At 42.4% G+C, this 24,709-nt stretch carries 20 protein-coding genes; 12 read left to right on the top strand and 8 right to left on the bottom strand.

The window, feature by feature from the left end:
• Positions 1-56: 56 nt before the first annotated feature.
• The 4 genes from AABK37_RS16890 to AABK37_RS16875 all read left to right on the top strand — a co-directional run bounded on the left by AABK37_RS16890 (position 57) and on the right by AABK37_RS16875 (position 7,428).
• The gene (locus AABK37_RS16890; RefSeq protein WP_432552717.1) at positions 57-2,468 is read left to right on the top strand and encodes a CHASE2 domain-containing protein; all 2,412 of its coding nucleotides are present in this window, start codon (positions 57-59) and stop codon (positions 2,466-2,468) included.
• Between the two features lie 10 nt (positions 2,469-2,478).
• Entirely contained in the window at positions 2,479-3,261 is a 783-nt protein-coding gene (locus AABK37_RS16885; protein WP_432552716.1) for a DUF928 domain-containing protein, read from the top strand.
• Between the two features lie 493 nt (positions 3,262-3,754).
• Complete coding sequence (locus AABK37_RS16880; protein ID WP_432552715.1) at positions 3,755-6,025, top strand: hypothetical protein; 2,271 nt, start codon at positions 3,755-3,757, stop codon at positions 6,023-6,025.
• Positions 6,026-6,183: 158 nt separating this feature from the next.
• The gene (locus tag AABK37_RS16875) at positions 6,184-7,428 is read left to right on the top strand and encodes a hypothetical protein (protein ID WP_432552714.1); all 1,245 of its coding nucleotides are present in this window, start codon (positions 6,184-6,186) and stop codon (positions 7,426-7,428) included.
• Positions 7,429-7,527: 99 nt separating this feature from the next.
• Here AABK37_RS16875 and AABK37_RS16870 read toward each other — a convergent pair whose 3' ends face one another.
• From AABK37_RS16870 to AABK37_RS16860, 3 genes are all read right to left on the bottom strand, one after another.
• Positions 7,528-8,850, bottom strand: a complete 1,323-nt coding sequence (locus AABK37_RS16870; protein ID WP_432552713.1) for an FAD-dependent oxidoreductase — start codon at positions 8,848-8,850, stop codon at positions 7,528-7,530.
• Positions 8,851-9,281: 431 nt separating this feature from the next.
• Positions 9,282-10,337, bottom strand: a complete 1,056-nt coding sequence (locus AABK37_RS16865; RefSeq protein ID WP_432552712.1) for a DUF1822 family protein — start codon at positions 10,335-10,337, stop codon at positions 9,282-9,284.
• Positions 10,334-11,764, bottom strand: a complete 1,431-nt coding sequence (locus AABK37_RS16860; RefSeq protein WP_432552711.1) for a hypothetical protein — start codon at positions 11,762-11,764, stop codon at positions 10,334-10,336. Before AABK37_RS16860 ends, AABK37_RS16865 begins: the two co-directional genes overlap by 4 nt.
• A 462-nt stretch (positions 11,765-12,226) precedes the next feature.
• Between AABK37_RS16860 and AABK37_RS16855 the strand changes: the two genes are divergently transcribed.
• Positions 12,227-12,808, top strand: a complete 582-nt coding sequence (locus AABK37_RS16855) for a CAP domain-containing protein (protein WP_432552710.1) — start codon at positions 12,227-12,229, stop codon at positions 12,806-12,808.
• Positions 12,809-13,251: 443 nt separating this feature from the next.
• Here AABK37_RS16855 and AABK37_RS16850 read toward each other — a convergent pair whose 3' ends face one another.
• The 4 genes from AABK37_RS16850 to AABK37_RS16835 form a co-directional block, all read right to left on the bottom strand.
• Positions 13,252-13,641, bottom strand: a complete 390-nt coding sequence (locus tag AABK37_RS16850) for a hypothetical protein (RefSeq protein ID WP_432552709.1) — start codon at positions 13,639-13,641, stop codon at positions 13,252-13,254.
• Positions 13,642-13,855: 214 nt separating this feature from the next.
• On the bottom strand, positions 13,856-14,014 hold the full coding sequence (locus AABK37_RS16845) for a hypothetical protein (protein WP_432552708.1): 159 nt from the start codon (positions 14,012-14,014) through the stop codon (positions 13,856-13,858).
• Positions 14,015-14,152: 138 nt separating this feature from the next.
• Positions 14,153-16,729, bottom strand: coding sequence for a DNA/RNA non-specific endonuclease (locus AABK37_RS16840; RefSeq protein ID WP_432552707.1), 2,577 nt, complete (start codon positions 16,727-16,729; stop codon positions 14,153-14,155).
• A 152-nt stretch (positions 16,730-16,881) separates the two neighbouring features.
• Positions 16,882-18,054 (bottom strand): glycosyl hydrolase family 18 protein, encoded by a 1,173-nt coding sequence (locus tag AABK37_RS16835; RefSeq protein ID WP_432552706.1) that lies wholly within the window; start codon positions 18,052-18,054, stop codon positions 16,882-16,884.
• A gap of 516 nt (positions 18,055-18,570) precedes the next feature.
• Between AABK37_RS16835 and AABK37_RS16830 the strand changes: the two genes are divergently transcribed.
• The 3 genes from AABK37_RS16830 (at position 18,571) to AABK37_RS16820 (ending at position 20,942) form a co-directional block, all read left to right on the top strand.
• Positions 18,571-18,720 (top strand): hypothetical protein, encoded by a 150-nt coding sequence (locus AABK37_RS16830; RefSeq protein WP_432552705.1) that lies wholly within the window; start codon positions 18,571-18,573, stop codon positions 18,718-18,720.
• A gap of 273 nt (positions 18,721-18,993) precedes the next feature.
• Complete coding sequence (locus AABK37_RS16825; RefSeq protein ID WP_432552704.1) at positions 18,994-19,782, top strand: M12 family metallopeptidase; 789 nt, start codon at positions 18,994-18,996, stop codon at positions 19,780-19,782.
• 236 nt (positions 19,783-20,018) lie between these two features.
• Positions 20,019-20,942: a hypothetical protein gene (locus AABK37_RS16820; protein ID WP_432552703.1), complete on the top strand. Its 924-nt coding sequence runs from the start codon at positions 20,019-20,021 to the stop codon at positions 20,940-20,942.
• A gap of 48 nt (positions 20,943-20,990) precedes the next feature.
• On the opposite strand, the gene crtH is transcribed toward AABK37_RS16820, so the two are convergent.
• Positions 20,991-22,508, bottom strand: a complete 1,518-nt coding sequence (gene crtH / locus AABK37_RS16815; protein WP_432552739.1) for a carotenoid isomerase — start codon at positions 22,506-22,508, stop codon at positions 20,991-20,993.
• A 107-nt stretch (positions 22,509-22,615) separates the two neighbouring features.
• Here crtH and AABK37_RS16810 point away from each other — a divergent pair, with 107 nt between their 5' ends.
• The 4 genes from AABK37_RS16810 (at position 22,616) to AABK37_RS16795 (ending at position 24,450) form a co-directional block, all read left to right on the top strand.
• Entirely contained in the window at positions 22,616-22,741 is a 126-nt protein-coding gene (locus AABK37_RS16810; RefSeq protein ID WP_432552702.1) for a hypothetical protein, read from the top strand.
• A 177-nt stretch (positions 22,742-22,918) separates the two neighbouring features.
• Positions 22,919-23,569 carry a uracil phosphoribosyltransferase gene (gene upp / locus AABK37_RS16805; protein ID WP_432552701.1) on the top strand — a complete coding sequence of 217 codons (651 nt, stop codon included), beginning with the start codon at positions 22,919-22,921 and terminating at the stop codon, positions 23,567-23,569.
• A 76-nt stretch (positions 23,570-23,645) separates the two neighbouring features.
• Complete coding sequence (locus AABK37_RS16800) at positions 23,646-24,005, top strand: hypothetical protein (RefSeq protein WP_432552700.1); 360 nt, start codon at positions 23,646-23,648, stop codon at positions 24,003-24,005.
• A gap of 166 nt (positions 24,006-24,171) precedes the next feature.
• Positions 24,172-24,450 carry a YggT family protein gene (locus tag AABK37_RS16795; protein WP_432552699.1) on the top strand — a complete coding sequence of 93 codons (279 nt, stop codon included), beginning with the start codon at positions 24,172-24,174 and terminating at the stop codon, positions 24,448-24,450.
• Positions 24,451-24,709: the final 259 nt, after the last annotated feature.

The raw sequence follows: 24,709 nt of genomic DNA, 5'->3' as shown, positions 1-24,709 counted from the left end.
GAAATGCTATTTTAATTTGGGTATCTATTATCTGACCGTTGTTTTGTCAGACAAAGATGAGTAGGTTAGTTGTTTTAAGCTTAGGACAGGGTAATTTAGAGGATGGCTTTCCAGCGGTAACAGTCCAGCTTGGGGAACAAAACAACTTTTATGGAATGAAGTTTACTGCTAGTTTGCCAGCAGCACCAGAAATTAGTGTAATATACCGGAATTGGCGATCGCTTTATTCATTTTTTTATCAACGTCTCGGTTTGCGTCTGAATGTGGAAGCTGAAGCTGACGACGATTTTGAAATTGAAGAAGCTTATGTAACTAATATTTCGGAAGTCGATCTTCACGATTTATGCGAACAGTTAGACAACAGCATCAATGCATGGCTTAATTCAACGCAATTTAACAAAATTGATCGGCAATTACGCACGCAATTAGAACCATCCGCAGAAATTCGCTTCATAATTGAAACCAATGATAATCAACTGCGGCATCTTCCTTGGCATTTGTGGAACTTTTTTACAGATTATCCTCGTGCGGAAGTCGCGTTAAGTGCAGCAGAATATCAACAACCGAATATAATTACTGCAAATAGCAGTGAAGGAAAAGTTAAAATCTTAGCTATTTTTGGTGACAGTCGAGGAATTGAAATTAGTCAGGATCGAACTTTCTTAGAAGAATTATCGCATCAAGCAGAGATAGAATTTTTAGTAGAACCATCGTTAAACGATTTAAACGATCGCCTTTGGAAACAAAGTTGGGATATTCTCTTTTTTGCCGGTCATAGCTACACTAAAGAGAAAGGATGGTTGCAACTTAATCAAACAGATAGTTTAACGCTGGATCAATTAAAGTATGCTCTCACTCAAGCGATCGCACGCGGTTTGAAGTTAGCAATTTTTAACTCTTGCGATGGTTTGGGTTTAGCGCAGCAACTACAAAGTTTGCAGATTCCGCAAGTAATTGTTATGCGAGAACCAGTCCCGGATGTGGTAGCGCAAAAATTTTTGAAGTATTTTCTCGCGGAATTTTCCAGCGGACAATCTTTATATGCAGCGGTGCGTTATGCACGAGAAAGACTGCAAGGATTAGAAAAAGAATACCCCTGCGCTACTTGGCTACCCGTAATTTGTCAAAACCCTGCCGTAGCACCGATGATTTGGTCACAATCGGCGAAAACAATCATTTCTCCCCAAAAAGAATATAAAGCTACCAAAAGCGACGAAATTCAACTTCAGCATAGCTTGTCAACGTTGTTGATTGCCAGTGTACTTGTGGGAACTTTAGTCATGGGAGTACGCTATCTGGGGATGCTGCAACCTTGGGAATTGCAATCTTATGACCATTTAATGCAGTTGCGATCGCCTGATGAAAAGCAAGATTCCCGCTTATTAATCGTCACAATTGATGAAGCAGATATTCAATATCAAATACAGCAAAAAATGAATCTGCGTTGGTCGCTATCAGACCAAGCATTCAATCAACTTTTGCAAAAACTAGACTCATATCAACCAAAAGCTATTGGTATAGATATATATCATGATTTTGCTTTTGACCGTAAATATCCTGAATTAGCCAATCGCTTGAAAAAGGACGATCGCCTATTTGCACTGTGTAAAGTTGCCGCGTCGGTTGATAAAGCACAGGATGGCGTTCCCCCACCACCTGAAGTCCCAATACAACGCCACAGTTTTAGTGATTTTGTCGCCGATGAAGGTGATATTGTTCGTCGTCAACTTTTACACTTAACTCCCCCAGCTAAATCGACCTGTGTAGCAGAATATTCTTTTAACTTTCAGCTAGCACAACATTATTTGAACGCACAAGGTATTAGATGGAAAATCAATTCAAACAAAAACTTGCAAATTGGCGATGTAGAATTTAAAGAATTAAAATCCCACACTAGCGGTTATCAAAAATTCGATGCATCCGGTTATCAAATATTGCTGAATTATCGTTCTTTACTTTCTCCACAAAAGATTGCTCGGCAAGTAGCTTTAAAAGATATTTTAACCGACCAAATTAAGCCTGAGTTAATCGAATCACTAAAGAATCGCATTGTTTTAATTGGGGTTACAGCATCAAGCAATTCTGATTATTGGAAAACCCCCTACAGCAGCAACGCAGCAGACAATGATAAGCAAATTCCGGGGGTATTTGTGCAAGCACATATGATTAGCCAAATTCTCAGTGCAGTGCTTGACAAAAGACCTTTATTGTGGTTTTGGTCTGGGTGGATGGAAACATTTTGGGTGTGGGGATGGTCATTGGTAGGAGGAATTATCGCTTGGAGGATTCAGCAACCACTTTATTTAGGATTAGCGATCGCCATAGCGTTAATTGCAATTTTTAGCATTTGCTTTAATATATTTACACTCGCAGGGTGGATACCACTTGTCCCATCAGCATTAGCATTAATTGCTAGTGCAGTTGTCTGGAAAATATTACCGCGTCCTCGTATAAATAAAAAAATTTAAATTAGTAAATATGAATAAAAATAAATTTTTTACAAAGCAGATAAAACTTACTTTAATTACTTTACTACTTAGTTTGGCAACATCACAAGTTCAAGCGCAATCATTGAATAACATAGTTTCTATCAAACAAAATAAACCCGCCGATCAGCAATTTCCCGATGATGGCGATCCTACAGGTCGGCGTCGAGGAGGAGCAAGCCGACGTGGTGATTGTCCCAACTTAAAAACGCCGCTGACAGCCTTAGTTCCTGGTGAGGAAACTAACAAGAAATCCTTTTTAGGAACAACAATCAGCGAGTATCCTAGCTTTTGGGTTTATATTCCAGAGTTAGCCAGCGATATCCGTTCTGGAGAGTTTGTCTTGCAAGATCGAGAAGGTAACGATATTTGGCGTACACCAATTACTTTACCAGGAAAACCGGGAGCAATTAGTGTCAAACTACCGCAAAATCCTCAATATGCTTTGAAGCCAAACATGACATATCATTGGTTTTTCAACATTTATTGTAATCCGACTCAAAATAATTCTGTGTATTTTGTTGATGCATGGGTGCGACGAGTGACAATAACTTCTCAACTGCAACAACAGTTAAATAAAGCAAAATCACAGAAGTACAAAGTTTATATCGCTAATAATATTTGGTACGATGCGATAACTAATTTAGGAGAATTACGCCGCAATAATTCAGGTGTTGGCGTCTTTGTTGAAGATTGGACTAAATTATTAAAATCGGTCAATTTATCAGAACTTGCACCAGCACCAATTGTGCAAATTTACACCCCCAACAAATAGATTGGGGAATGGGGAAACGCCCTAAATTCCTGCAAATTGTCAGATGGGCAATTCAAGGTGAGTACAGAAGTTGAGAGTTTGTTGCCGTTTTTGCGTAAGTCCGGTTTCATATCATGTTCGCATATACTTAATTAAACTTATGTAACAAAAAAAGAAGTTTAATATCGCGCTATATGTTTTATTGATAAACTTACTAATGCTATTTCAATCATACTGAAATATCAACTTTAAGCTACCGCATGTGGTTTGTCAAATAATCATCATGCGTCATATTTCATCAATTTCAATCGCTGAAGTCTAAGAAATTCGAGTCAAACCAGGTTGATAGTTTTTGATTTTATTTTTTATTTGTCATAAATCTCGTTGTTCACCCAACTGATGACAAATGACATTTATCTGATGTGGAGCAATGCGGCAGTTGAATAAATTGACCGTTAATAAGTGTTTTTAGATATCTGTACAGTTAATTGTAACTATTGCAAATGAATTTTTTATGGATTTTTTTAAAACCATTAGTAAAAGTCTGATATTAGGTATTACCATAATTGTCTATACCCATACATCTGCTGCTGCTGTCACTATTGAGCAGACAAATTTTAGTGATAAGCAGACCGTTCAACCTACGAGTGAGATTAAGCTAAAACTTGATCGTCTGCCAAGTCAAAATGAGGGAAGATTATCTATTTTTATTGGTCAGACTGATGTAACTTCGATGTTTCGGACGGTTGGCAATGAATTAATTTACCAGCCAAAGAATATTCCCCTTCCTGTCGGTGAAACCAAAGTCATTGTTTATCTAGTAAAAGAAAATAATCAGTGGCAAGAAATTGCTCAACTACCGTTAAAAGTATCAGAACTGGCTGTAAAACCGACAGATTCACAAGTCACTCAAGCCCCAACACAACAACAACCAACACAACAACGGTCTCAACGCGGACCATCACAATCAACTGAATCAACTCCAAGCGAAGAACCAACAACCAACAACCAACAACCAACAAATAACCCCGCACAGCCAAACTCACAAGAAAACAATACGTTATTACGTCCAACCCTGACTCTGGAATCTCAGTTTTTAGAAGCACGCAGTGGAGAAATAAATTCACGTCCTACCTCTACCGAACTGACTTTTAAAGGAGACTTTAACCCGCAGGAAAGAATTGGGGATCTAGATATTAGGGGTGTATTTAGTCTGTTTGGAACTACAATAGAAGAAAATGCCATTCGATTTCAGCAGCAGGGTGAAAACGCACGTAATCTTGATTTAGAAAAGTACGATATCGATTTAGCTTATGGTTCTACAACATTTTCTTTGGGACACAATACTTACGGAAACCATAGGTTTTTGCTTAACAACATTAGTAATCGTGGATTGTTACTCAACTCTCGACTAAGCGATCGCTTCGACATTACTTTGGCTACCACCACCGCTACAGATATCGTCGGGTTTGACAATATTTTTGGCTTAAACGACTTAGATAACGACAACATCTCCGCTGCAATTGTTGGCTATCAGATAGTAAAAGGCAATCCTGATAATGATTCTAGAGGAGTTCGTTTAGAAGCAACTCTTATGACTGCATCCCGTCAGCCCGAACCTGACTTTAACCAGTTACAGGTGGTTGATGCAGAGGACAGTGATGGATTTGGATTGACATTAGTTGCCGAAGATAGTTCTGGTAGATTGCGCTTCAATGGGGGATTTGCCCGCAGCACCTTTACAAACCCCTCAAGTGAACGAGATTCTGAACTCACTGAAGGACTAGATATAGTACCCGTAGTCCCAGCCACTGAAAATGCATACTTTTTAGAGGCAGAATACGATCTGGTGAAAAACGTGAACCTTGGCAGCGATCGCATCTTGAATTTAACCTTGAAAGCCACCCACGAACGCATAGATCCCTTATTTAACTCGATTGGGGCTAGTGTTGCTCCCGATACATTGCAAACAGTAATATTACTAGAAGGGATAATTGCCGGGGCTAATCTGACATTAATACAGAATTGGAACGAAGATAACCTGGCAGATATTTCCACGACCCCAAAAAACAACAGACGCAACACAGCCTTTAATCTAAACCTACCCCTGCAAACAGTATTCGCGGTGCAAAACCCCTTACTCCCCACATTGAGTTATTCCTTCACCAGAAACCGCAATTTTACAGCAAACTCTCCTGAACCGGTCAACCTTTTAAGCTCAGACTTGCTCACCACCACTCACACATTTGGTACCGCATGGAAAATTCAGAATTTAACTTTTGGCTATAACTTCTCCAGTACTTTCTCGGACAACCGTAGAATCAGCGGGGCAGCTGAGGTAGACGGTCAGCCAGATCAACAACCAGAAGATACTCAAGACTTTACCAATGAAATTAAAGTTGGGTGGCAAGCGACTCCTGGTTTGCGATTAGATTTGGGATATCAATGGACAAGCAGTAGAAGTCTAGTAACTAATATCACTCAATTTAGCAGCATTCCAACTTTAGGAATAATGTGGCAGATTGACCCCAGCATGATGTTGATAGTAGACTTCAGCCGGAATGAAAACACTGACTCGATAAATCGGGCTTTTGTACGCGGTGATACCATGAATGTAATCTTGGGTAAGACGTTCATAATTCCGGGTCCAGCGGGGTTAGAATTGCCCGCTAATGTTTCCTTACAATATGGATTGACCTCTAATAGCGATCGCGATCGTGAACTAAACCAATCTAGAGATGGCACGATTCACACCCTAACAGGTAACATTAGTATTAGTTTTTAACATCAACCCACTAGAAATTCGCTTTTTTCAACCAAGTAAAGCAAAAGATAAAGCAATCACGAAAAAACCTTTCACTCTTCGGTGCAATTAAATTAGATAAGAGGACAATTGAAAAACTATTAATCTCAATTTCATCAGAAAGTTTTAAACAAAAAAATATGCGATTCCGTGTTCTTTGGATTTTGTTTTCTTTACCATTCACTTTTTTGCCAACAGCCAGCAGCCTAGCAATCACAGTCAGTCCCTTTGGAGTCAATGTCAGCACCTTTTCAGCCACAAGCGTCTACCTGACATTTAGAGGACTAGATAATCAGCGTGCAGCAGAAGCACTCTGGTGTGGGGAAATTAACGCCAATAACTCATGTGTACCGGGAACCATTTATGGTCGTCTTCCGAGGAAATATGACCGAGGAACTGTTAGCAGTCCCGATAACTACACCGACATTATGACAATTCCTCCTTCGGTTGCTCGTCGCGCTTACCAGGATGCGGCACGCGGCAATTCTCCAGAATTCTTTTACGTGCGGCGGTTTGCTAGCACAATTGGAGGAGCTGACGAGTACGTAGCTGTAACATGCAGGCTGGCAGGTTATAGTGCCAGGGTTCCACTGTCACTGACCAACGTGCGTCTGCGGTTTGAGAACACCGATCCCGCTGTATTAGGAGTGGTACGGGGTCAAACTCCCCCCCCATTTCAAGCAAAAATTACCTACAATGGCAGCGGACGACTCAGAGGACGTTGGGAAGTCGTGCTACCAGGGGATACACCGCCTAACACGCGAGACTTGCTGCCAGCGGCATCACTACCCCCCGAACAACGTGGCTTACAACGACGCTATACTCTTCTTGAGCCGATTGATGTGTTTTTGCCACCCACTGGGCAGTTAGTTTTGCGTGGTCCAGATCCAGCCAAGCTTCCTCAAGTCTCAAGCGGACTGCATCTGATACTACTGAGAGTTGAAGCAACAAATGACGAAGATGCTGCCAACTCGCAGACTGGTTTAACCACTGTGTTTACTGGTGGAGTTGCTGGTTCCCCTTTGCCAGTGTTGCGTTACTATGTTGGCAATCGAGATGGGATAGGGCAAATAAAGCCTTCTTTGAGTCAGATCCAGTTACTATTGCCAAACCAAAGTGCCAAAATCCCAACCAACCAGCCTGTGAGTTTTAACTGGCGCGAGTCTCAAGGGGCAAGCGCATATAAACTAGAGGTTGAAAGCGATAAAAAACCAATACTCTCAGCAGTGCTGAATGCAAACACGACCAGCTATACAGCTCCTCCCTGGCTTCAAGAGAAAGCTGGGGATACTTTGCGCTGGCGAGTGCAAGCGATCGCTCCTGGTGGTACAACTATAGGTCAATCAGAATGGAGCGAGTTTCAGTTTCAAAAGTCTAGCAACTAACCATCATTCCTTTGCCTACGGTTCCTATAAACGAATAAAAGAGCGTTAATCATACCGTATTGTCGGCGGGGTTTGAAAACATGTCCAAATTTCTAATTATTACAAGTTAGCTAAAAACTTCTCATTTGATTTCTTAAACTTGGATATCCAACCTTTGTATAAATTTAGAATTTTTGAATAGGGAAGCGTGCTATCATCCATCATATCCCTCATTGAAGGTGAAAAGTATTTAGGAAAAATTTTGTGCAGAATTTTGGCAAAGCGCTGCCTGATGAGAAACTGAATAAATAATTTAGAAGATGAGGGAGAAGCATTTTCGCTCAATTCTGCTAAAGCGTGAGCATCTTCTTTACGATTAATAGTAAACTGTTCTAGCGCCAACGCTATATCGTCAGAATACTGGTCTAAAAGTTTGTCAAACACAGCTACATCTTCAAGTGCTGCATTACAACCTTGACCAAGAGAGGGTGATACAGCATGAGCCGCATCTCCAATTAGCAGTACACTATCACTGTAGTGGTAACGGTTACAGCGAATCGTTAAAACTGATGATACTGGTCTAGCAAGAAAGGCTTCTGCTTCCTCTTTTGGCATTAACTGAGCAACTTCTGGGAAATTATCTTGAAAAAATTGAAGTACTTCTTCTGAGGTTGAAAGACCAACTATCTGATTTTTCTTGTGAGGAAAATAAATAACACCGCTAATTGTGCCATCGAGTTGATATACTAACAAAACGGCTGTGTTGGGATCTAGTATCCAACTGTGTATTTTACCCGTTTCTAGATTAACTCCTGGCTTTTCGTTAGGATTAGGCAAAAAAATTGTTTTGTAATCATTGCGGTAATACTTTTGGTTACACTCAAAAAATTCTGTAGTTAGCAAGCTTTCTCTGACGACAGAATGCACCCCATCTGCGCCAATTAACAAATCATAATCAACAGTGAAATCTGCTTCGCTGATGGGGGTTAATGCTTCATCAAGTTTTTCAAACTTCAGTTTCTTTGCTGCAAAATCCACTTGTATACATTTGCTGTTAAAGTGAATATTGAGTCGGCTATTGTCATACTTTTGGGTTAATGCATTTAATAAAGCGATCGCTAAATTTGTGCGATCGGCAGTGAGGAAAGGTTTCTTTCTCTGCATTCTCCTCATTTTGCCGTTTTTTTTATGATTAATACTTCCCGTCGTTTCTACACTTATGGCTTTGACTGCTTCCTCTACCCCTTCAATCTTCCGTAAAGCATTCATTCCCCTATCATTCAAAGCGATAGAAAACGTTCGAGATTTTGAGAACTTTACAAGTCGCGGATCGTTGAGGCGATCGTAAATATCGATTTGATATTTGTCACCACGACGCAACAAATAGTGAGCAAGTAAAATACCGCTAGGTCCAGCACCGACAATCGCAACTTTCTTGACCATAACTATCTGCTCCATGTATTTTAACTCTTAAACTTTACGCCTAGATTCCGCAGAATCAAGGTATGAAAATGTCAACTAAAGGATGAAGTATAAAGTCATAAGGATGAAATAATCCCCATCAATAAATAGATTTGCATGAAACAAGCAAAAAGGATTTTTTTTCATCAATAAATAGATTCGCATGTACCATGAGTATCTTTCGTCTTTCATCCTTCTCCTTTGGAGACGCTGCGCGAACATCCTTTTTTGGTCATCCCTTCCGAACCGTATTGGAACTACTGCAATCAGTTGCTAAATATTTTATCGCATTCCCTAATCACATAAGCTACATCATAGCCCCCTCTTCGCTTGCGGGGAGGGGGTTGGGGGTGGGGTTGTTGTACCTCACTCAACCGAGAAACGCTATAGTGTATGTAAAAACACAGGCTGAATTACAGTTCAAAATTTTCTCTAACACTAAGCTCGTCCAAACTAACTTGAATGCTAAAGCGTTTACCTCTTTCGCCTTTAAAAAGCTTAAGTTGAATGTAATTATCTTGACCTCTAGCTTCGACTTGCTGAAGAATATTCCCCGCTTTAGATAATAAAGTAACTTTGATATTTCGTGGCAAATATTTATCTTTACCCGTTGGATGCAATTGTATGGAAATAGATATTTTTTCTTGAGCTTCTTCGGTGATATTCACTAGTAACGCCACAGTTTGATGATTTAGTTGTATTCCTAAGTCAATCAATTTGCCTCGCTTTGTCGCTAAGGCAACACTCCTAGTACTGAAAGCTAAATTCATTTCTGGGCTAAGAAGTGTATCAATAGCTTGCCAACTTTCATCAATTACACCTTGTAACCATTCACTTAATTTAGTTGTAGTTTCTTGTAGATATACAACTAAATTTTCTTCTACTTTTGTTTCTGTGGCTACAGGTAAAGGAATAGCTGTCGGTTCTAAAAAACGCGAGTAAAATAACAGATGATTTGGTTCTGGGTCAAATTTTGCTAGCGGTAGCCGATAAAAATTATCTCGTGGTTGTAGTTTGATAGTATAATTAACTAGTTCATCGTAACGCAAAAAGCCTCTAATTATTACTTCTTCTTGCTCTTCTAAGACTTCAAGTAATACATAGAAATGAGCCGCTAATTCTGGTCTTTCAATGATATCTACTGCTAAATTTACCTCTTCGTCAAGTATATTTTCAGTAGCAATTAGACAAAGTTTAAATTCACCAACTTTGAGGTAGTTGATATTTGAATCACGCTTGATTGGTTGCTGGGTGATGCGTGTACTCAGCCATTCTTCAAAGCCAAGTAGCGCTAGTGCGTTCAGATAAGTTTGCCATTTATCAGCTTCATTATTAACGCGATCGCTCCCAGCGGGTCTATGACCATCGCTAATTTTTTTCGCTGATTGAAAATGTTCTGATTCTAACCAAATCGATTCGGGTAGTAACAGTCTTATATCAGTGGAATTAAGCATATCTTTATTACTCATGCAGATTTGTGATTATTTATATTTTGGCGAAGTTCCTGTGCATATAAGCTATCCAGACTCCGGCTTTTTCCCGCTCTAATTTCTTCTGCGGCTTCTTGAAAAATTTCTGCATCAGCAAAAGCTTCAATTTGCTCAACCACAGTTTTGAGATATTCTATTTTTGGGGGAATTTCTGTTAGACCTTTTGAATGAGCCTCTGATAAAATTTTTTCTAGAACTTGTTGTACTGTAGATGTGCGAACTTTGGAAAGTAACTCTCCCGGATTTAATATCCGTCTAGTTTGATCCCAACTTGACATACCCAATTTAAGACCAACATCTTTCAAAGGCATCCCCTGACAGTAATAAAGTTGCAATCCCGGAATGAATTGATTGGCGAGATTAGCATATTTTCGGCTTTTTTGCAACTCGCTTAAGCGATCGCTAATCTGTTCTTCAATTGATCCAACTAATGCCGTTTTCAGTTGTTCATGCAAAAACTCGATAATTTCCCGTTGTTCCACATCTAATTCATCTGGGGCATCATTGGGTAAATCTACTCTAGTTGTATAATTTCCCGTATCCGGGTCTTGAATTTCCAGAGGTTCTCGGTAACTCCAAATGTCATATTCTCTGAGTTGAGTTGCTACATGTTTTAGTTCTTTTGTCAACTCAACCGGGGTTTTAATTATGACACCTCGTTGCTGCAAGCTTTTTAACATTTCTTGCAGTTGGGCAGTGGAGGGGTCAGGACATCTTTTTGCACCGACTTGGCGCTGATTCTGTCTATCTCGACGATAAACTGAATGAAAGACTTCGACTAAATGGCGATCGCGTACAGATAATTTTTCAATCTGTTTCGGTCTAACTCGATTCATCAAAGCCCAATCACTGAGATTCTGAAAACCAAACTCTGATAAGAAATCTTTAACTTCAGAATTTTGTTTAGTTTGCAAGTATACCCAATTATCTAAGCTCATGCTAGAGGCATCAGCGTTATATGTTCGCAAAACCTCAACCGTAAAAAATTTAAAAGTTGATATTTTCGCGATTCCGTTTTCATCTAGGATAAGTTGAGTTTTGCGATCGCTATCCAAGATAATCGGCGTTTTTCCGTCATCATTCAGCACAAATGGCAGTAAATCCTTGTACGTAAACGACTTATCACCACTAAACAGACTATCTATCTTTTGACAAGCTTTGAGAATCGGTTCGCTAACATAGCACCGCAAACAAAATCCAGCTTTTGCACTTGCAACATCAACTTTCTTTGAGTTAAAGCCGTAAAAATAGGATAGCAGAAAAGCTTGCATCTCCCTAGTTTGGGAACTAGGAACATTTTGCTGACAAAATTCCTCGGCAATCGGAACTAAACTGTATTCATATCCTGCCCTTTGACTCTTAAGACTAATTCGGCAAATATGCCAGTATCTTGATGTCGCACTCATAGATCCTGGTTCTCCTAGTGTACGATGACTTTTATGTATCTTTCTATGCAATAAATAGATGCAAGCATATTCAGCTTATGCAGCAGCTATTATTTAGGTTGTCATTAACAACTACCATTAGTCAATTCCACTCCAGAGCAAAACCCAACAAAGTTAAATTACATCTGCCCTGAGATAGATTTGTCAGGCGATCGCAAAGCTACTCCAAAGGAGTATCGCCAAAATTTCTGATTTGGTGGTCTATATTAGACTTCAAGACTCATTTTTTGTTTTCGCGCTGTTGTCAAGCGACGGAAACCGCTTGTTTTAAAGCATTTACCTGCGAATATAGCATAAAACGTTACCAATAAATTCTGACTTTTGAATTCTCTTTCATCCCAAAAGTGCATAAGTTGATTGACTGACAGCCATTAGTAATTAGAAAGCAACAAAGCCATTCTGAACAACAAAAAGCAGAAAATTATGGCAAGTCAAACTTATACCGTCAAACAGGGCGACTTTCTATCATCAATCGCCCAGCAATTTTACGGCGATGGCAGTGAAGCGTCTTGGAGAAGAATTTACGAAGCGAATAAAGCCTTAATTGGACCTGACCCGACCCAGATAAAACCAGGAATGGTACTTACCATTCCTGGGGTATCTGCCCCTCAACCGTCGAATAATAATATCGTCAACAGAGTTTTAGAACTCACCAATATAGAGCGCAGTAAAGCTGGTTTGCCACCACTAAGATTAAATCCGCAATTGACTGCGGCAGCACAAACTCACAGCGAGAATATGGCACGGAGCAAGTCTATAAGTCACCAACTCCCAGGCGAGTTATCATTAGGCGATCGCATCTCACATGCAGGCTATAGATGGTCAGAAATTGCCGAGAACATTGCAGCCGGACAGAAGACACCAGAACAAGCAGTCTCCATTTGGATCAATGAAGTTCCTCCCAATGATGGACATCGCAGAAACATTCTTAATCCCAATTATCGGGAGCTTGGTGTTGGTTACTCTAACGACTATTGGACACAAGATTTCGGCTCACCCGCATGATGTCAGCTTAAGTTGAGAATTTGCACCACAAGCAACGCAATTATAACTATTACTTAAGTATCACAGTACGAACCATCCTGAGAAGGGCGATCGCGCTCTTGTGTTACCCTCAAACCCGTCACTGATTTCTCACCTACGCGGTGGAAGTATTCGGGTGCTTAAGCCCTCAAAAAAATCCACCTGTAAATAATCCGATGATTTGCGATGAGTCGGGGCATGAAATGCTCTTCGTCTCATTAAGAAGTATGACTCATCATCGGAAATTTACAGGTGGTAATTTTTAGTGGTGAGTTAGCGAAGCGCGTAACCCACCATTGTTAAGTCATTCAGAGGGGAATTAGATAGTGCTTAACGCATCATAAAAGAAAGGGGCGATCGCACTTCTCTCCCCCCTGGTTCTCTGTCAGAATAAAACGGCTGGGTAATAAGCGCAAACAATCTTTTTATTTCACAGTTATAGCATCTGAACCAAAATGTTTCTTAATGTACTGCTCAATCTCTTTAAGTAGGTTTTTTTCTTCTTCGGAGTGAGCTCTTAAATCAAATTCGTTTACAGAAATTAATTGCTCTTTGTAAGAGTTAACGGCGTGATAAATAACCACAGCAGCATGATCGATAATACCATAGTCAGGCATAACAACAACATTGTTTCCTTCAAGATTTGAGCCAACAGCGTTCCGAGACCTAATCTCCTCCAAAAAATTTGTAGCCGCTTCTTCAGAATTAAAAGATAGCAAGATCCGGTTAACTGAGAGAGTTGAAAATTTGAATGTGCTAAGAGCCATTAGAACTGTAGCAATTGTGGGATTGCCATTCGCTAGATAGGTTGTCATTTGAAATTCCTCTTACTCTAAGAAGTGATGTTGTATAAACGAACAACGCTGAAATAGTGCGATCGCTATAGTGCGGGCGCTTTGCGCCCGGAGCGCTCTTGTGTTACCCTCAAACCCATCACTGATTTCTCACTTACATTTGGGAAGTATTCGGGTGCGATCGCTCAAGGTTTGCTTATGTCTATCGAGAATTATTTGAAGGAAGTGCGATCGCCTATCTTGTCTTGCGATCGCGTGTTACCCTCAAACCGATCACTGATTTTTCACCTACACTTGGGAAGGATTCGGGTGCGATCGCCCTCAAAAAACCCACCTGTAAATAATCCGGTGATTTGCGATAAGTCGGGGCAAGAAAGGCTCTTCGTCTCGTCAAGAAGCATGACTCCTCACTGGAAATTTACAGGTGGGAATTTTGTAGGGTGGGTTAGCGAAGCGCGTAACCCACCATTGTTAAGTCATTCACCGGACTCAGAGGTCATTTTCTCCCTTCGCGACAAGTTAGCAATCGCTCTTAACCTGGATTCCAATTATCTGGATACCCTTCAAACTCTTCATTGTCATATATCCTCTCCACTCCTTGTTCTCGTATCTCTCTCCCAGTCTGCCGATCGCACACATACGCTGTGACAACGAACCGTGATGGGAAAGCCCAAGACCTCAAACTAGGCTGGTTTGTTCTCGGGTAGATCACCCGTACACTCAAGAAAACCGACCTTTGTGGTGAACCACCACCAAAGGGACGGCTCCCATCTATTGCTTGTACTGCACGAGCGTTCACTGTTCGCTCCATCGCTCTCCAATCGTCAAGTCGTTGCCAATGTGCCCATTGAGGAACAATGTTTTCCGGCACGTCCGGACCTCCTAGATTTAAAGCAAACAAATGCCCTCGATCTATGTCTCTTCCATTCCAGCGATCGCTCCATCCCGCTATAGGCTGCGGTGTTTGATCGCGCCTACCTACAGGAACTGGCATGACAACTCCTTCTATTAATACGGGTCTACGCCCAATATTACTACCGCTGGTGGTGGGTGGGTCTTCCAAACCAATCGTTACTCCACCATAATCAGTGTTGTTCAGGCGGCGTTCATGGGGCGCTCCAAAAAACCAACACAAATAAAAATAAAGTAGATGTATTGGGAAGCACCTATCAGGTGTTCCCCCTCCATCTCCTGGATTTCTCTTTTCTAACTTTCGATCTGAGCTTTCTATCAAACCAGTGTTTTCGCAAAAAGTAGCAGTTCCCCTGTCTTCAATTTCAGGTTTGACAACACTATTGGGGGTAAAAGAAATGTAATCAGCCAAATCATAGGCATTTCTAGACTGGTCGTTGAACAGAGCTAAAGTGTAAGTTTCGCCAGGTTTAAAGTCGTAATCAAAGCTAATTGTGCCGGACAACTCGGTTTTGTTGTTATTGGAGACCCAATCCCATTTTTTATATGACTTGTACTTATCCGGAGATGGCATTCCGCCGTGATATAAAGCCCACCATTGGTAATAAGGTTCGGCAGAAAGATGGTAGTCAAATGAAAGATTTCGTAACAAACTTTTCAGGTTAGAAAGATTAGCAGTTTTTTGTGGAACGATGAATTGAAAGTAGTCAGTCAAATCATAGGCATTTTGAGACTGGTCTTTGAACAGAGCTAAAGTGTAAGTGTCACCAGGTTTAAAGTCGTAATCAAAGCTAATTGTGCCGGACAACTCGGTTTTGTTGTTATTAGAGACCCAATCCCATTTCTCATGTGACTTGTACTTATCCGGAGATAGCATTCCGCCGTGATATAAAGCCCACCATTGGTAATAAGGTTTAGCAGAAAGATGATAGTCAAATATGAGATTATCTGCCAAAAGATTGAGGTTAGAGAGGTAATTAGATGATGAGGTAAATTTCGGGTTAGGTACGACTGATGTTGTTGTCACCCAAAGCTGACCATCGTCTCCCGGCCCCTGATGCAGTATGTAAAAATTGTTATTGTATATCGCAATAGCGGGGGGACCAGATGTGCGAATTGGGCGTTGTAGAGCAGGTTCATCAATAGTCAGGATTTTATCTTGACGGTCTTTATTATTAAAAGACCAAACAAAACCATCGTTTCCCGATCCCTCATGAGCAAAGTAAATTTGCTTCCCGTCTGTTACCACTGCGGGAGGACCAGATGTGTTATAGGAAACCTTATTATTTTCATTATCGACGAGCTTGAATTCTTCGTCTTCACTCCATTTACTTGTGTTCCATCTATCATCAAAAAAGGTATCCCGCATCACACCTGACCCGTCTTTCCCTTCATGGAAGCAGATCAGAGTTTCGTTTACCACTGCTAGAGATCCTGCGCCGGTTGTGCCATGATTGGGTAGTTTATCCTCGCCAGACCACTTCTCTCCGTTAAAGGTACAGTACCACAGCCAACCCTTTCCGTCTTTGCTTCCCTGTCCCTCATGAACGCAGTAAAGCAATCCTTTGTACACTGCTAGAGTAGCAGTGGGATAACGACGCGCCCTCAGTGAGGTGCCTATGCCTCTGCCATCCTTGTCTAGCTTATCGGACGAAGACCAGTTCTGTCCGTCAGAGGTATGACAGTAATACAGCCAACCATCCTCTTGCGCTCCTTCATGGACGCAGTAAAGCTTGTTGTTAAAGACTGCCAGTGCAGGGGGACCGGATGTGCGATTCTTGCCTATTGTTTGGTCATCATACCATTTCTGTCCGTCAAAGGTACAGTAATGCAGCGAACCATCGTTGTTCGGTCCCTCATAGACGCAGTAAAGCTTGTTGTTAAAGACTGCCACGGCTGGAGAACCCGATATGCCAATCTTTAACTTGTCATTTGCCTCTTCTGTCCCTACGTCCCCTACGTCTTGGAGGGACTTAATTTTTAAGTTATCATTTAGCTTTTCTGTGCCTGTGCCTTGGAGGGACTTGGAGCTAAATACCTGCACACTCTCAGACCATTTATCAGGAAAAACTCCGATCCACTCTCGTGGGAACGTCGGTTCTGGTTTTAATCCTGGTAATTCTGGTCTTGAGTTTGGGTCATCCAAAATCTTTTTGATCGCGTTCTGCAACGGAAAACGATTTGAGTCGTTAGCCATGATTTAACTCCATAAACTAGGATTGTAGTAATCAACGAAATACCAAACTTAACCGATGTGGTTATCAAGTGATTTTGATCTATGACAGCTTGGGTGAAACAGTCTCGAATTACTCAAGATTTAGTATGAATGCAGGTGCAGCAGAGCGATCGCTAAAACTTGTCTAAATCGATCGCCCATGTCATTGCACCTCCCAACTCTTTTTCAATCAAATAACTGACCTTATAACCCAGTGATTTCTCGTCGTCATAAGTCACCCAAAGTCCGGTTTTAGTGCTGTAGGCGTAGGGAGTCAAAGTGGCATCATCCCACCTTTGTACGTCGAGTTCGCCATTAGCAAGTTTCTCAAGGATTTCAAAATAAGCGAGGACACCAGGAGTGACTGTTGCTGGTCCTGCGGGTCCGGGACCGCTAAAAGGTTTTCCGAAGCCATCGGTACGGTCTGCAACAACATAAGTCCGTCCGTAAGTGGGCATCCCTAGCACGATCTTTTCTTTGGGAATATTAGCTTTGAGGTAAGATTCCACCGTATCTTTGATGTCAAAAGTACCATTGGGTACGGAATCTTGCAGGAGGGGAGCGTTGGCTCCTGTTCCCACTGTGTTGGGATCGTCAAAAGCCCCGTGGTAGTCATAGGACATGACGTTGAACCAATCTAAATATTGACCGCACTCTCGCAGCCATTGAAAGAATGAATCGCCCGTTTTGCTGCCGTGGGGTATTGCAGAAGAAGCTATTGTGATGAGAAAATCTTGCCCAGCAGTTTGACGGAACTCTTGCAGCAATGCTATGTAATTGTCATAATCGGCATCTTGACCACCTCGCTTAGAGTCGCCAGGATATTCCCAGTCTAGGTCAATACCGTCAAAGCCGTACTGTTTGGCATAATCGATCGCAGACTTAATAAACTGCGTCCTACCATTCGGATCGGCTGCCATTTTGCTGAATAATTGGCAGGTAAAGGGACCGTAGGGGTATTTTGTTCCGGCTGACTCAGGCGTGTCATCGCAACTGTTAAAACTCCATCCACCAATTGAGAGTAGCGTTTTGAGGTTAGGGTTTTTTTGCTTGAAACTCTGTATCGCCGGATACAGGACTTTTTGATCGTTCCATTCCACTGGTTGAATTGTGTAGTCACCTGTATAGCGTTGTTCTCCGGTTCGGGTTTCGGTCGGATCGACACTCCAACTCACAAAGCCGAACATACCAAAGGCATAGTTGATGTGTGTAAATAGCGCGGGATCAACTTGTTCGGGTAAGAATTTCCCACCGCCTTGGCGGTATTGCGCCCAGTTGCTAAAGTAACCAACAAATTTGTAAGCCATTTTAGTTTCTCTGTTTTGTTTTTCTGGTGAATATGTGGTTGGTAGCGGTACTTGTTCTCCTGCGTCAGGGCGGTATACGCTGTCATTAATGCAAAAAGCAAAGCGATCGCTCTTGTGAATGTAAATTTACTTTCGATACTGGTAAAACTTTTTCCCTAGCTCTAATTGTTGCAGTTGTTGAGGGTAAAGAACTTACCTCCCTTCAGTAGTAGAATTAGCCTTGTTTGTGGTGTACGAGAAATCCGGACTAAAGCTGACAAAACCTTTGAGTATCAACTGCAAAGAACCACTTGCCAAGGAACTTGTTAACCTCCCACTTATATATGGGTAGCAGGAAAACAATTTATGCAGTGAGTGAAATAATAATAGACTAGTACCGCGCTCGTCCCAAGGGGGACACGTTGCGCGTTCTTATTTTGGCGTGCGTGCGCTAACGCGGAATTCACGCATTCCAAATGTTTAGACCATAAGCTTTTCGTCGATTTTGTAGACGCGTAGCGGCTTAGAGCACAGGGTATGGTAGCTTTATTTCCGCATGGGCTAGCAGACCTTCTGCTGAAAAACGAAGTGTCTCACGATGAATTTGGCACTTCTATTCTGCGATACATAAATGAATATGGCGGTTATCAAGTTACAAAAGAAGATTTTCTCAATCTTGGTTCATAACGAATTTTATTTGCACTCTCTGTGCCAAAAGTCAAGCAGTTGGTCTGGGCTAAAAAAATCTAATCCAACGCTTAGAAGGTTTGGCGCTGCCTTCGATTAAACTACTACGTTTGGTTTGGGATAGTCGATATTTTTCAAAGATAGTGCATAAATTGATTTCACTTTGCCTATTAACGATGTAGATAAAGAATTTATGTTGTAGCCGTCGCTTGTAAGGTACGTGCTGCGGTCTTCTAACTTCATCCAACTCACATTAATAAAAAGAGAGCTTTCATGAGTGAAAACAACCTAGAAGAAATCAAAATTTGTATTCAGATACTACCAGACATGTCTGAAGAAGCACAACGAATAGCGATTGAAGAGAATCCACAGAATGCAAAAAACGGCTTGAATTTTATCGAAAAATTTGGCGACACCGTTGAGTCATCGCGAATGGCGCTTATCGCCGATAAAAAGTGGAAACCAGGTCGGACATTGCGCGTGCGCTTTTTGGATGGCGACCCCATAGTTCACCAGAAAATTGCTCAGGTAGCACAGCAGTGGAGTCAATTTGGTAACATCAAGTTTCAGTTTGGCAACGATCCTAATGCAGAGATTCGCATCTCCTGCAAACTCGGTGCCGGTTCTTGGTCTTATATTGGTACTGATGCCTTAAACATTCCGAAGAATCAGCCCACAATGAACTATGGATGGCTCAAACCCGATAGCGACAATAGAGAGTACTTTAGAGTTGTAATGCATGAGTTTGGTCATGCTCTTGGTTGCATCCACGAACATCAACATCCACAAGCCGGAATTCCTTGGAATCGAGAAGCTGTTTACCGCTACTATATGAGTGCGCCCAACAATTGGAATAAACAGAGCGTAGATACCAATATATTCCAATTGTATAGTAAAAACATCACTCAATTCTCCCAATACGACCCACAGTCAATCATGCACTATGCGGTTCCCAAGGAGTTAACAATCGGCGGCTTTGAAATTGGTTGGAATACCAATCTCTCAGCAACGGACAAACAATTCATCGCTCAGATGTATCCTCTACCCAAGACTGGTGGATAAACCGCAAAAGTGTCAATTAACCGACTAATGGCAATTTGGAGGGGACAAAGGGAGGGGGGGACAAGGGGAGAGGGAGAGGGGGGGAGGGGGAGAGGGGGGGAGGGGGAGAGGGGGGGAGGGGGAGAGGGGGAGAGTATTAAATTTTGAATTCTCCTTGTCTCCTTGTCTCCTTGTCTCCTTGTCTCCTTGTCTCCTTGTCTCCTTGTCCTCCTTGTCCCCTTATCTTTTGAAGTACCATGCTAAAAGTCACCTTGTCAGGCGATCGCATTCACATCGGCGAAAGATTCTCCGTGTCTTTCCAACGCACTCTGCGAATACCTAATGATGGCATCTACCCTCTTCCTCCGGGGCTGGGTGCTTTTCCGATTCAGCGTGTCGCCGATTATCTAGATCGTGTTCCCCCTCATTGGCGCGAACAAGGCGGTTATTTCATTCCCATGTATCAACGAGAAGCATTGTGGCTGGGATTCGACGGTGCAAGTTTCAAGCCAAACGCAGTCAAAATTGCGATCGGTAAAATCAACGCAATTTCCGGCGAAGCTTTAGATGAAACACTCCACACCGACCCCCAAAACTATATCGTCTGTCCAGACCAACCCTGGCTAGACGGGATAAATGCAGGTGATAACTTTATTCGTCAGTTTGTCGCCATGCCCTTGGGACAAGCTTACACTGTTGAGGCGCAAGTTACTGGTACAGAGGAATTTGGGGGAATCCAGATTTTGGTTTACGAACCCAAACCAGGAAGATTTCCCGACCAACCGCCACAAACACGCGGCTTCAGTAGTTTTGAGCTACCACCACCAGCCGCCCCGATGGAAATGGGTTTGGGGGCAGGAGGTAAAATGCAGCAAAAAATCTACCCCGATTCTTACGGTCTTGATGTGTGGGATACTGAAAATTACGGCTCTGTTTTCGTGCATATTGTTAATAGCGAGCAGTATCGCGAATTGACAAACCTCGAACCTCCGCCAACACCAATTACCGCTCAAGTTTACGCTCAGTATAAGTTGCCCTGGTTTGCTCTTTACGACGAAGCACAGGGAGATTTGCCAGCAGCTGACAAGCTAAGTAAAATCAAACCCATTCAAGACCAAGATAATCAGTCAGTTGATATAGCCGAATCCCAAATCGAAAAGCTGCATCATCCACATGCTTAAGATTTAAGCGCTCTCTGCGCTTACTACGTGCTTAAGCGCTCTCTACGCTTAATATATTCCTAAATCTACAGCAATGCGATGAGCGCAGGCAAACCCCGAAAACGCCACCGCATTCAAACCCTGACCCGGAAAAGTACTATCTCCCACGCAATAAAGTCCGGGAATATCTGTACGATTAAACGGCATCCCCAATAAACCGCGCAACTTACGCCGGGGAACTGGTCCATAAGTACCATCAACACGACCTAAAAAGCGGCGATGCGATCGCGGTGTTCCCACCTCTAAATAATCCAATCCTGCATCTAAACCGGGAAAAATCTTTTCCAAGCGGTCAATAATTCGCCACGCTGCTTCTTCTTTCTTCGCCTCGTACTCACTCGCAGATAAATTCTGCCAATCTGCAATCCAATGCGGCGTGAAAGCGTGAATTATATCATAGCCTGTCGGTGCTAAATCTGGGTCAAGCAGAGTGGGAATCGAAACAAAAATTGTTCCTGACGCAGAAGCCATTTTTTCCCAGTCTTCTAGCAAAATGTGATGGCATTCTGTCCCCTTGGGCAACACCGAATTTTTTACCCCCATGTGCAAACTAAGAAAACTGGGCGATTTTTTATAGCGCTGTTGCCACTTTCTTTCACTTTCTGGTATTGCTTCTGCTGGTAGTAAATTTTCAAACGTATCCCAGCGTGTAGCATTAGAAACTATGCGTTTTCCCAAGTATACTTTACCGTTAGCCAGTTGCACGCCCACGGCTCGTTTATTTTCTTGAATGATTTTTGTTACTCTCGCTTGATAGTGAATCTCACCCCCAGCTTTTTCTAGACCCTCAACTAGTTTTTGGGCAATTTGTCCCACCCCACCTTTAGGGTAGTTGACTCCTCCATAATGCCTGTCACAGAACACCATTCCCGCATTAATCATCGGTGTCATGTCCGCTGGAACTACCGACCAGCAATAGCACTCAATATCGATAAATTTTAATAATTCCGGGTCTTTAATATAGCGTCGCGCTAAATCTCCGGCATTTTGGGGCAGATACTTAGCTAAACCGAGACACGCTAATGGGTGCTGGAAAAATGACCGCAACAAATACCGAGGTTCTTCCAGAGACAGCAAATCCATGCGATTGAGGCAATTAAAGACTTTCCAACATTCGTCATAAAAACGACGAATTCCTTCTTTTTCATGAGGGAATTTGGCAGTAAGGTTTTGCAAAAATTTATCATAAACTCGATCAACTTTAACAGAGAAGTTGTCGGGCAGATGATAATGAATCTGCACCAAGTCGGGAATTGTCTCTAAGCTGACATTTACAGCATCAAGAGCGCGTTTTAATAAGTTGGTGGTGCCGCTTACGCCAAACCCGAAAATCATCGACGCCCCAACATCAAATTTATAGCCTTGCCTTTCAAAGTAACCAGCACTACCACCAGGAATTAGATAACGTTCCAGCACCAGCACTTTAGCACCCTTCGCGGCTAGCTGGGTTGCTGTCACTAAACCACCAATTCCAGAGCCAATGACGATTACATCGAATGAGAAAATGGGGCATGGGGCATTGGACATAGGGCATGGGGCATAGGGCATAGGGCATAGGGCATAGAAAGAGTTTCTCACACAATCATGCATAAATAATGTTCACCGGATGTAGATAACGTTTTACTCAATTCCCAATGCCCAATGCCCATTGCCCAATGCCCAATTCCCAATGCCCATTGCCCAATTCCCAATGCCCAATTCCAAAAAAAAAGAGGGACGAGCCGTTACATTGCTGGCTAATCCCGTCTGCCGATCCTTAAAGAGAGGAGAACACTTGAGACTAATATAAGCTTGATTGAGAATAGATGTCAACTATTATTGAAAAAGAATTGCAATAATTTTGGAGGTGTAATTTTAGCTTTCAGTGGTACGCGCCGCTCATTGTATTATGAGGTCTCAGTTGTTATATAATATATAGTCGCCATCATCCGCAAGTTATGACGCTCCAATTGCGTATTTACGTTCCGCCCCATCCTTTAATTAAGCACTGGCTGGCAGTCGCTCGTGATGCTGCGACACCTTCAGTTTTATTTCGCAGTGCGATGACTGAGTTGGGACGCTGGTTAACTTATGAAGCTGCTCGCGAGTGGTTGCCAACTCAAGAAACAACTGTTGAGAGTCCTTTAGCTTCGTGTCCTGCGACTTTGATTGACCCAGAGATGCCGATCGCAGTCGTGCCAATTCTCCGGGCAGGGTTAGGATTGCTAGAGGGAGCGCAGACGTTGCTACCTTTGGCTTCTATTTATCATCTGGGCTTAGTGCGAAATGAAGAAACTCTGCAACCAGAGTGTTACCTAAACAGATTGCCAGAAAAATTTGACCCCCAAACACGAGTGTTAATTACCGATCCGATGTTAGCAACGGGAGGATCGATGATGGCAGCGATGGCAGAATTGACACAACGGGGTGTCGATCCGACTTTGACGCGGATTGTTTGTGTGGTGGCGGCTCCCCCAGCTTTGCAAAAATTGAGTGCTGCTTATCCGGGTTTAATAATTTACACCGCCACCATTGACGAAACCGTCAACAACCAGGGGTATATTGTACCGGGATTAGGAGATGCAGGTGATCGCATCTTTGGGACTTAAGCTAGTATGCAGCTATAACAGTAAGGTGCAATAACTAGTTGGGAGATGCAAAGCGTTTCATCAAGGCGGTAAAGATATGAGTCAGCGTGATGGTTTTGCGAGTGGTTTTTTTGCTGGGGCAATTGTCGGCAGCGTAATCGGTGGCGTTGTGGGTGCCCTGATTACTCAAAGACGCGATCTCGAATTAATACAAGAGGAGTCGGAACAGACAAATGGAACAGCAGAGGCTAAAAAAACAAACATTTTGAAACGGCGTACTATGAAAGCCGCAGAAAATGAAGGTGTGGAAATAGAAACGGCGCGGCGATCGCTCGAAGATAAAATCGCCCAGCTCAATGCCACAATTGATGAAGTCCGCAAGCAGCTGGGAAATGTCAATACTAATTCTACTCAGTCAATTAGCGATCGAGCCTCGCGCAGCGATGAGCTTCGCTAACGTTAGCGAGATTCAGACAGGGGTAAGTGCGCCGCTCCTAAAAAAGCTAATGTGGAGATACCACTTGTGGTATATGTTAAAACAATCCGCACACACCATGACCCAGGCTCAACTAAAATCAATATAAAGACCGATGCGTGACACTTAGCCGAAAACGGACACATCCATGAATTTACTGGTTACTACTCTGGCTACTTTCGTACAGATTTATAGCGCCCTGCTAATTATCAGGGTTCTGTTGACTTGGTTCCCCAATATCAGCTGGTACAATCAACCATTTTCTGCTTTGAGTCAGATCACCGACCCCTATCTGAATCTCTTTCGCTCAATTATTCCTCCATTAGGCGGCATGGATTTTTCACCAATGTTAGCGATTATACTGCTTCAGGTTGTGGGTGGTGGTCTTGTTAGTTTGGCATCAAGTTTGCAGTTTGCCTCATTTTAAACTAAAAGATTTTCGGTCTGGGCTGGTTAGCCCAGACTACCGATAACGCGCGAGCGTGCCCCTGACTTCAGGCATGGGGGTGTAAAGCGCAGGAGAATTTATTCACCGTCCTAAAAACCGCCCTGGCGATTAATAGATTAAGTGTATAATGTAGTTAGGAGTTTTTACTTAATAAGGGAATCATTGGGCATTGCCGGACATTATGCATTGTCTTGACCCTCTTTAATATTTTGCTTTAAAGACCGGATAAACTCACGGA

This window comes from Tolypothrix sp. VBCCA 56010, assembly GCF_050875635.1.
In the GTDB taxonomy this organism is placed as follows: Bacteria; Cyanobacteriota; Cyanobacteriia; order Cyanobacteriales; family Nostocaceae; genus Hassallia.
Note: the sequence above shows the minus strand (reverse complement) of the source record. Positions and strands in the feature narration are given on the sequence as shown.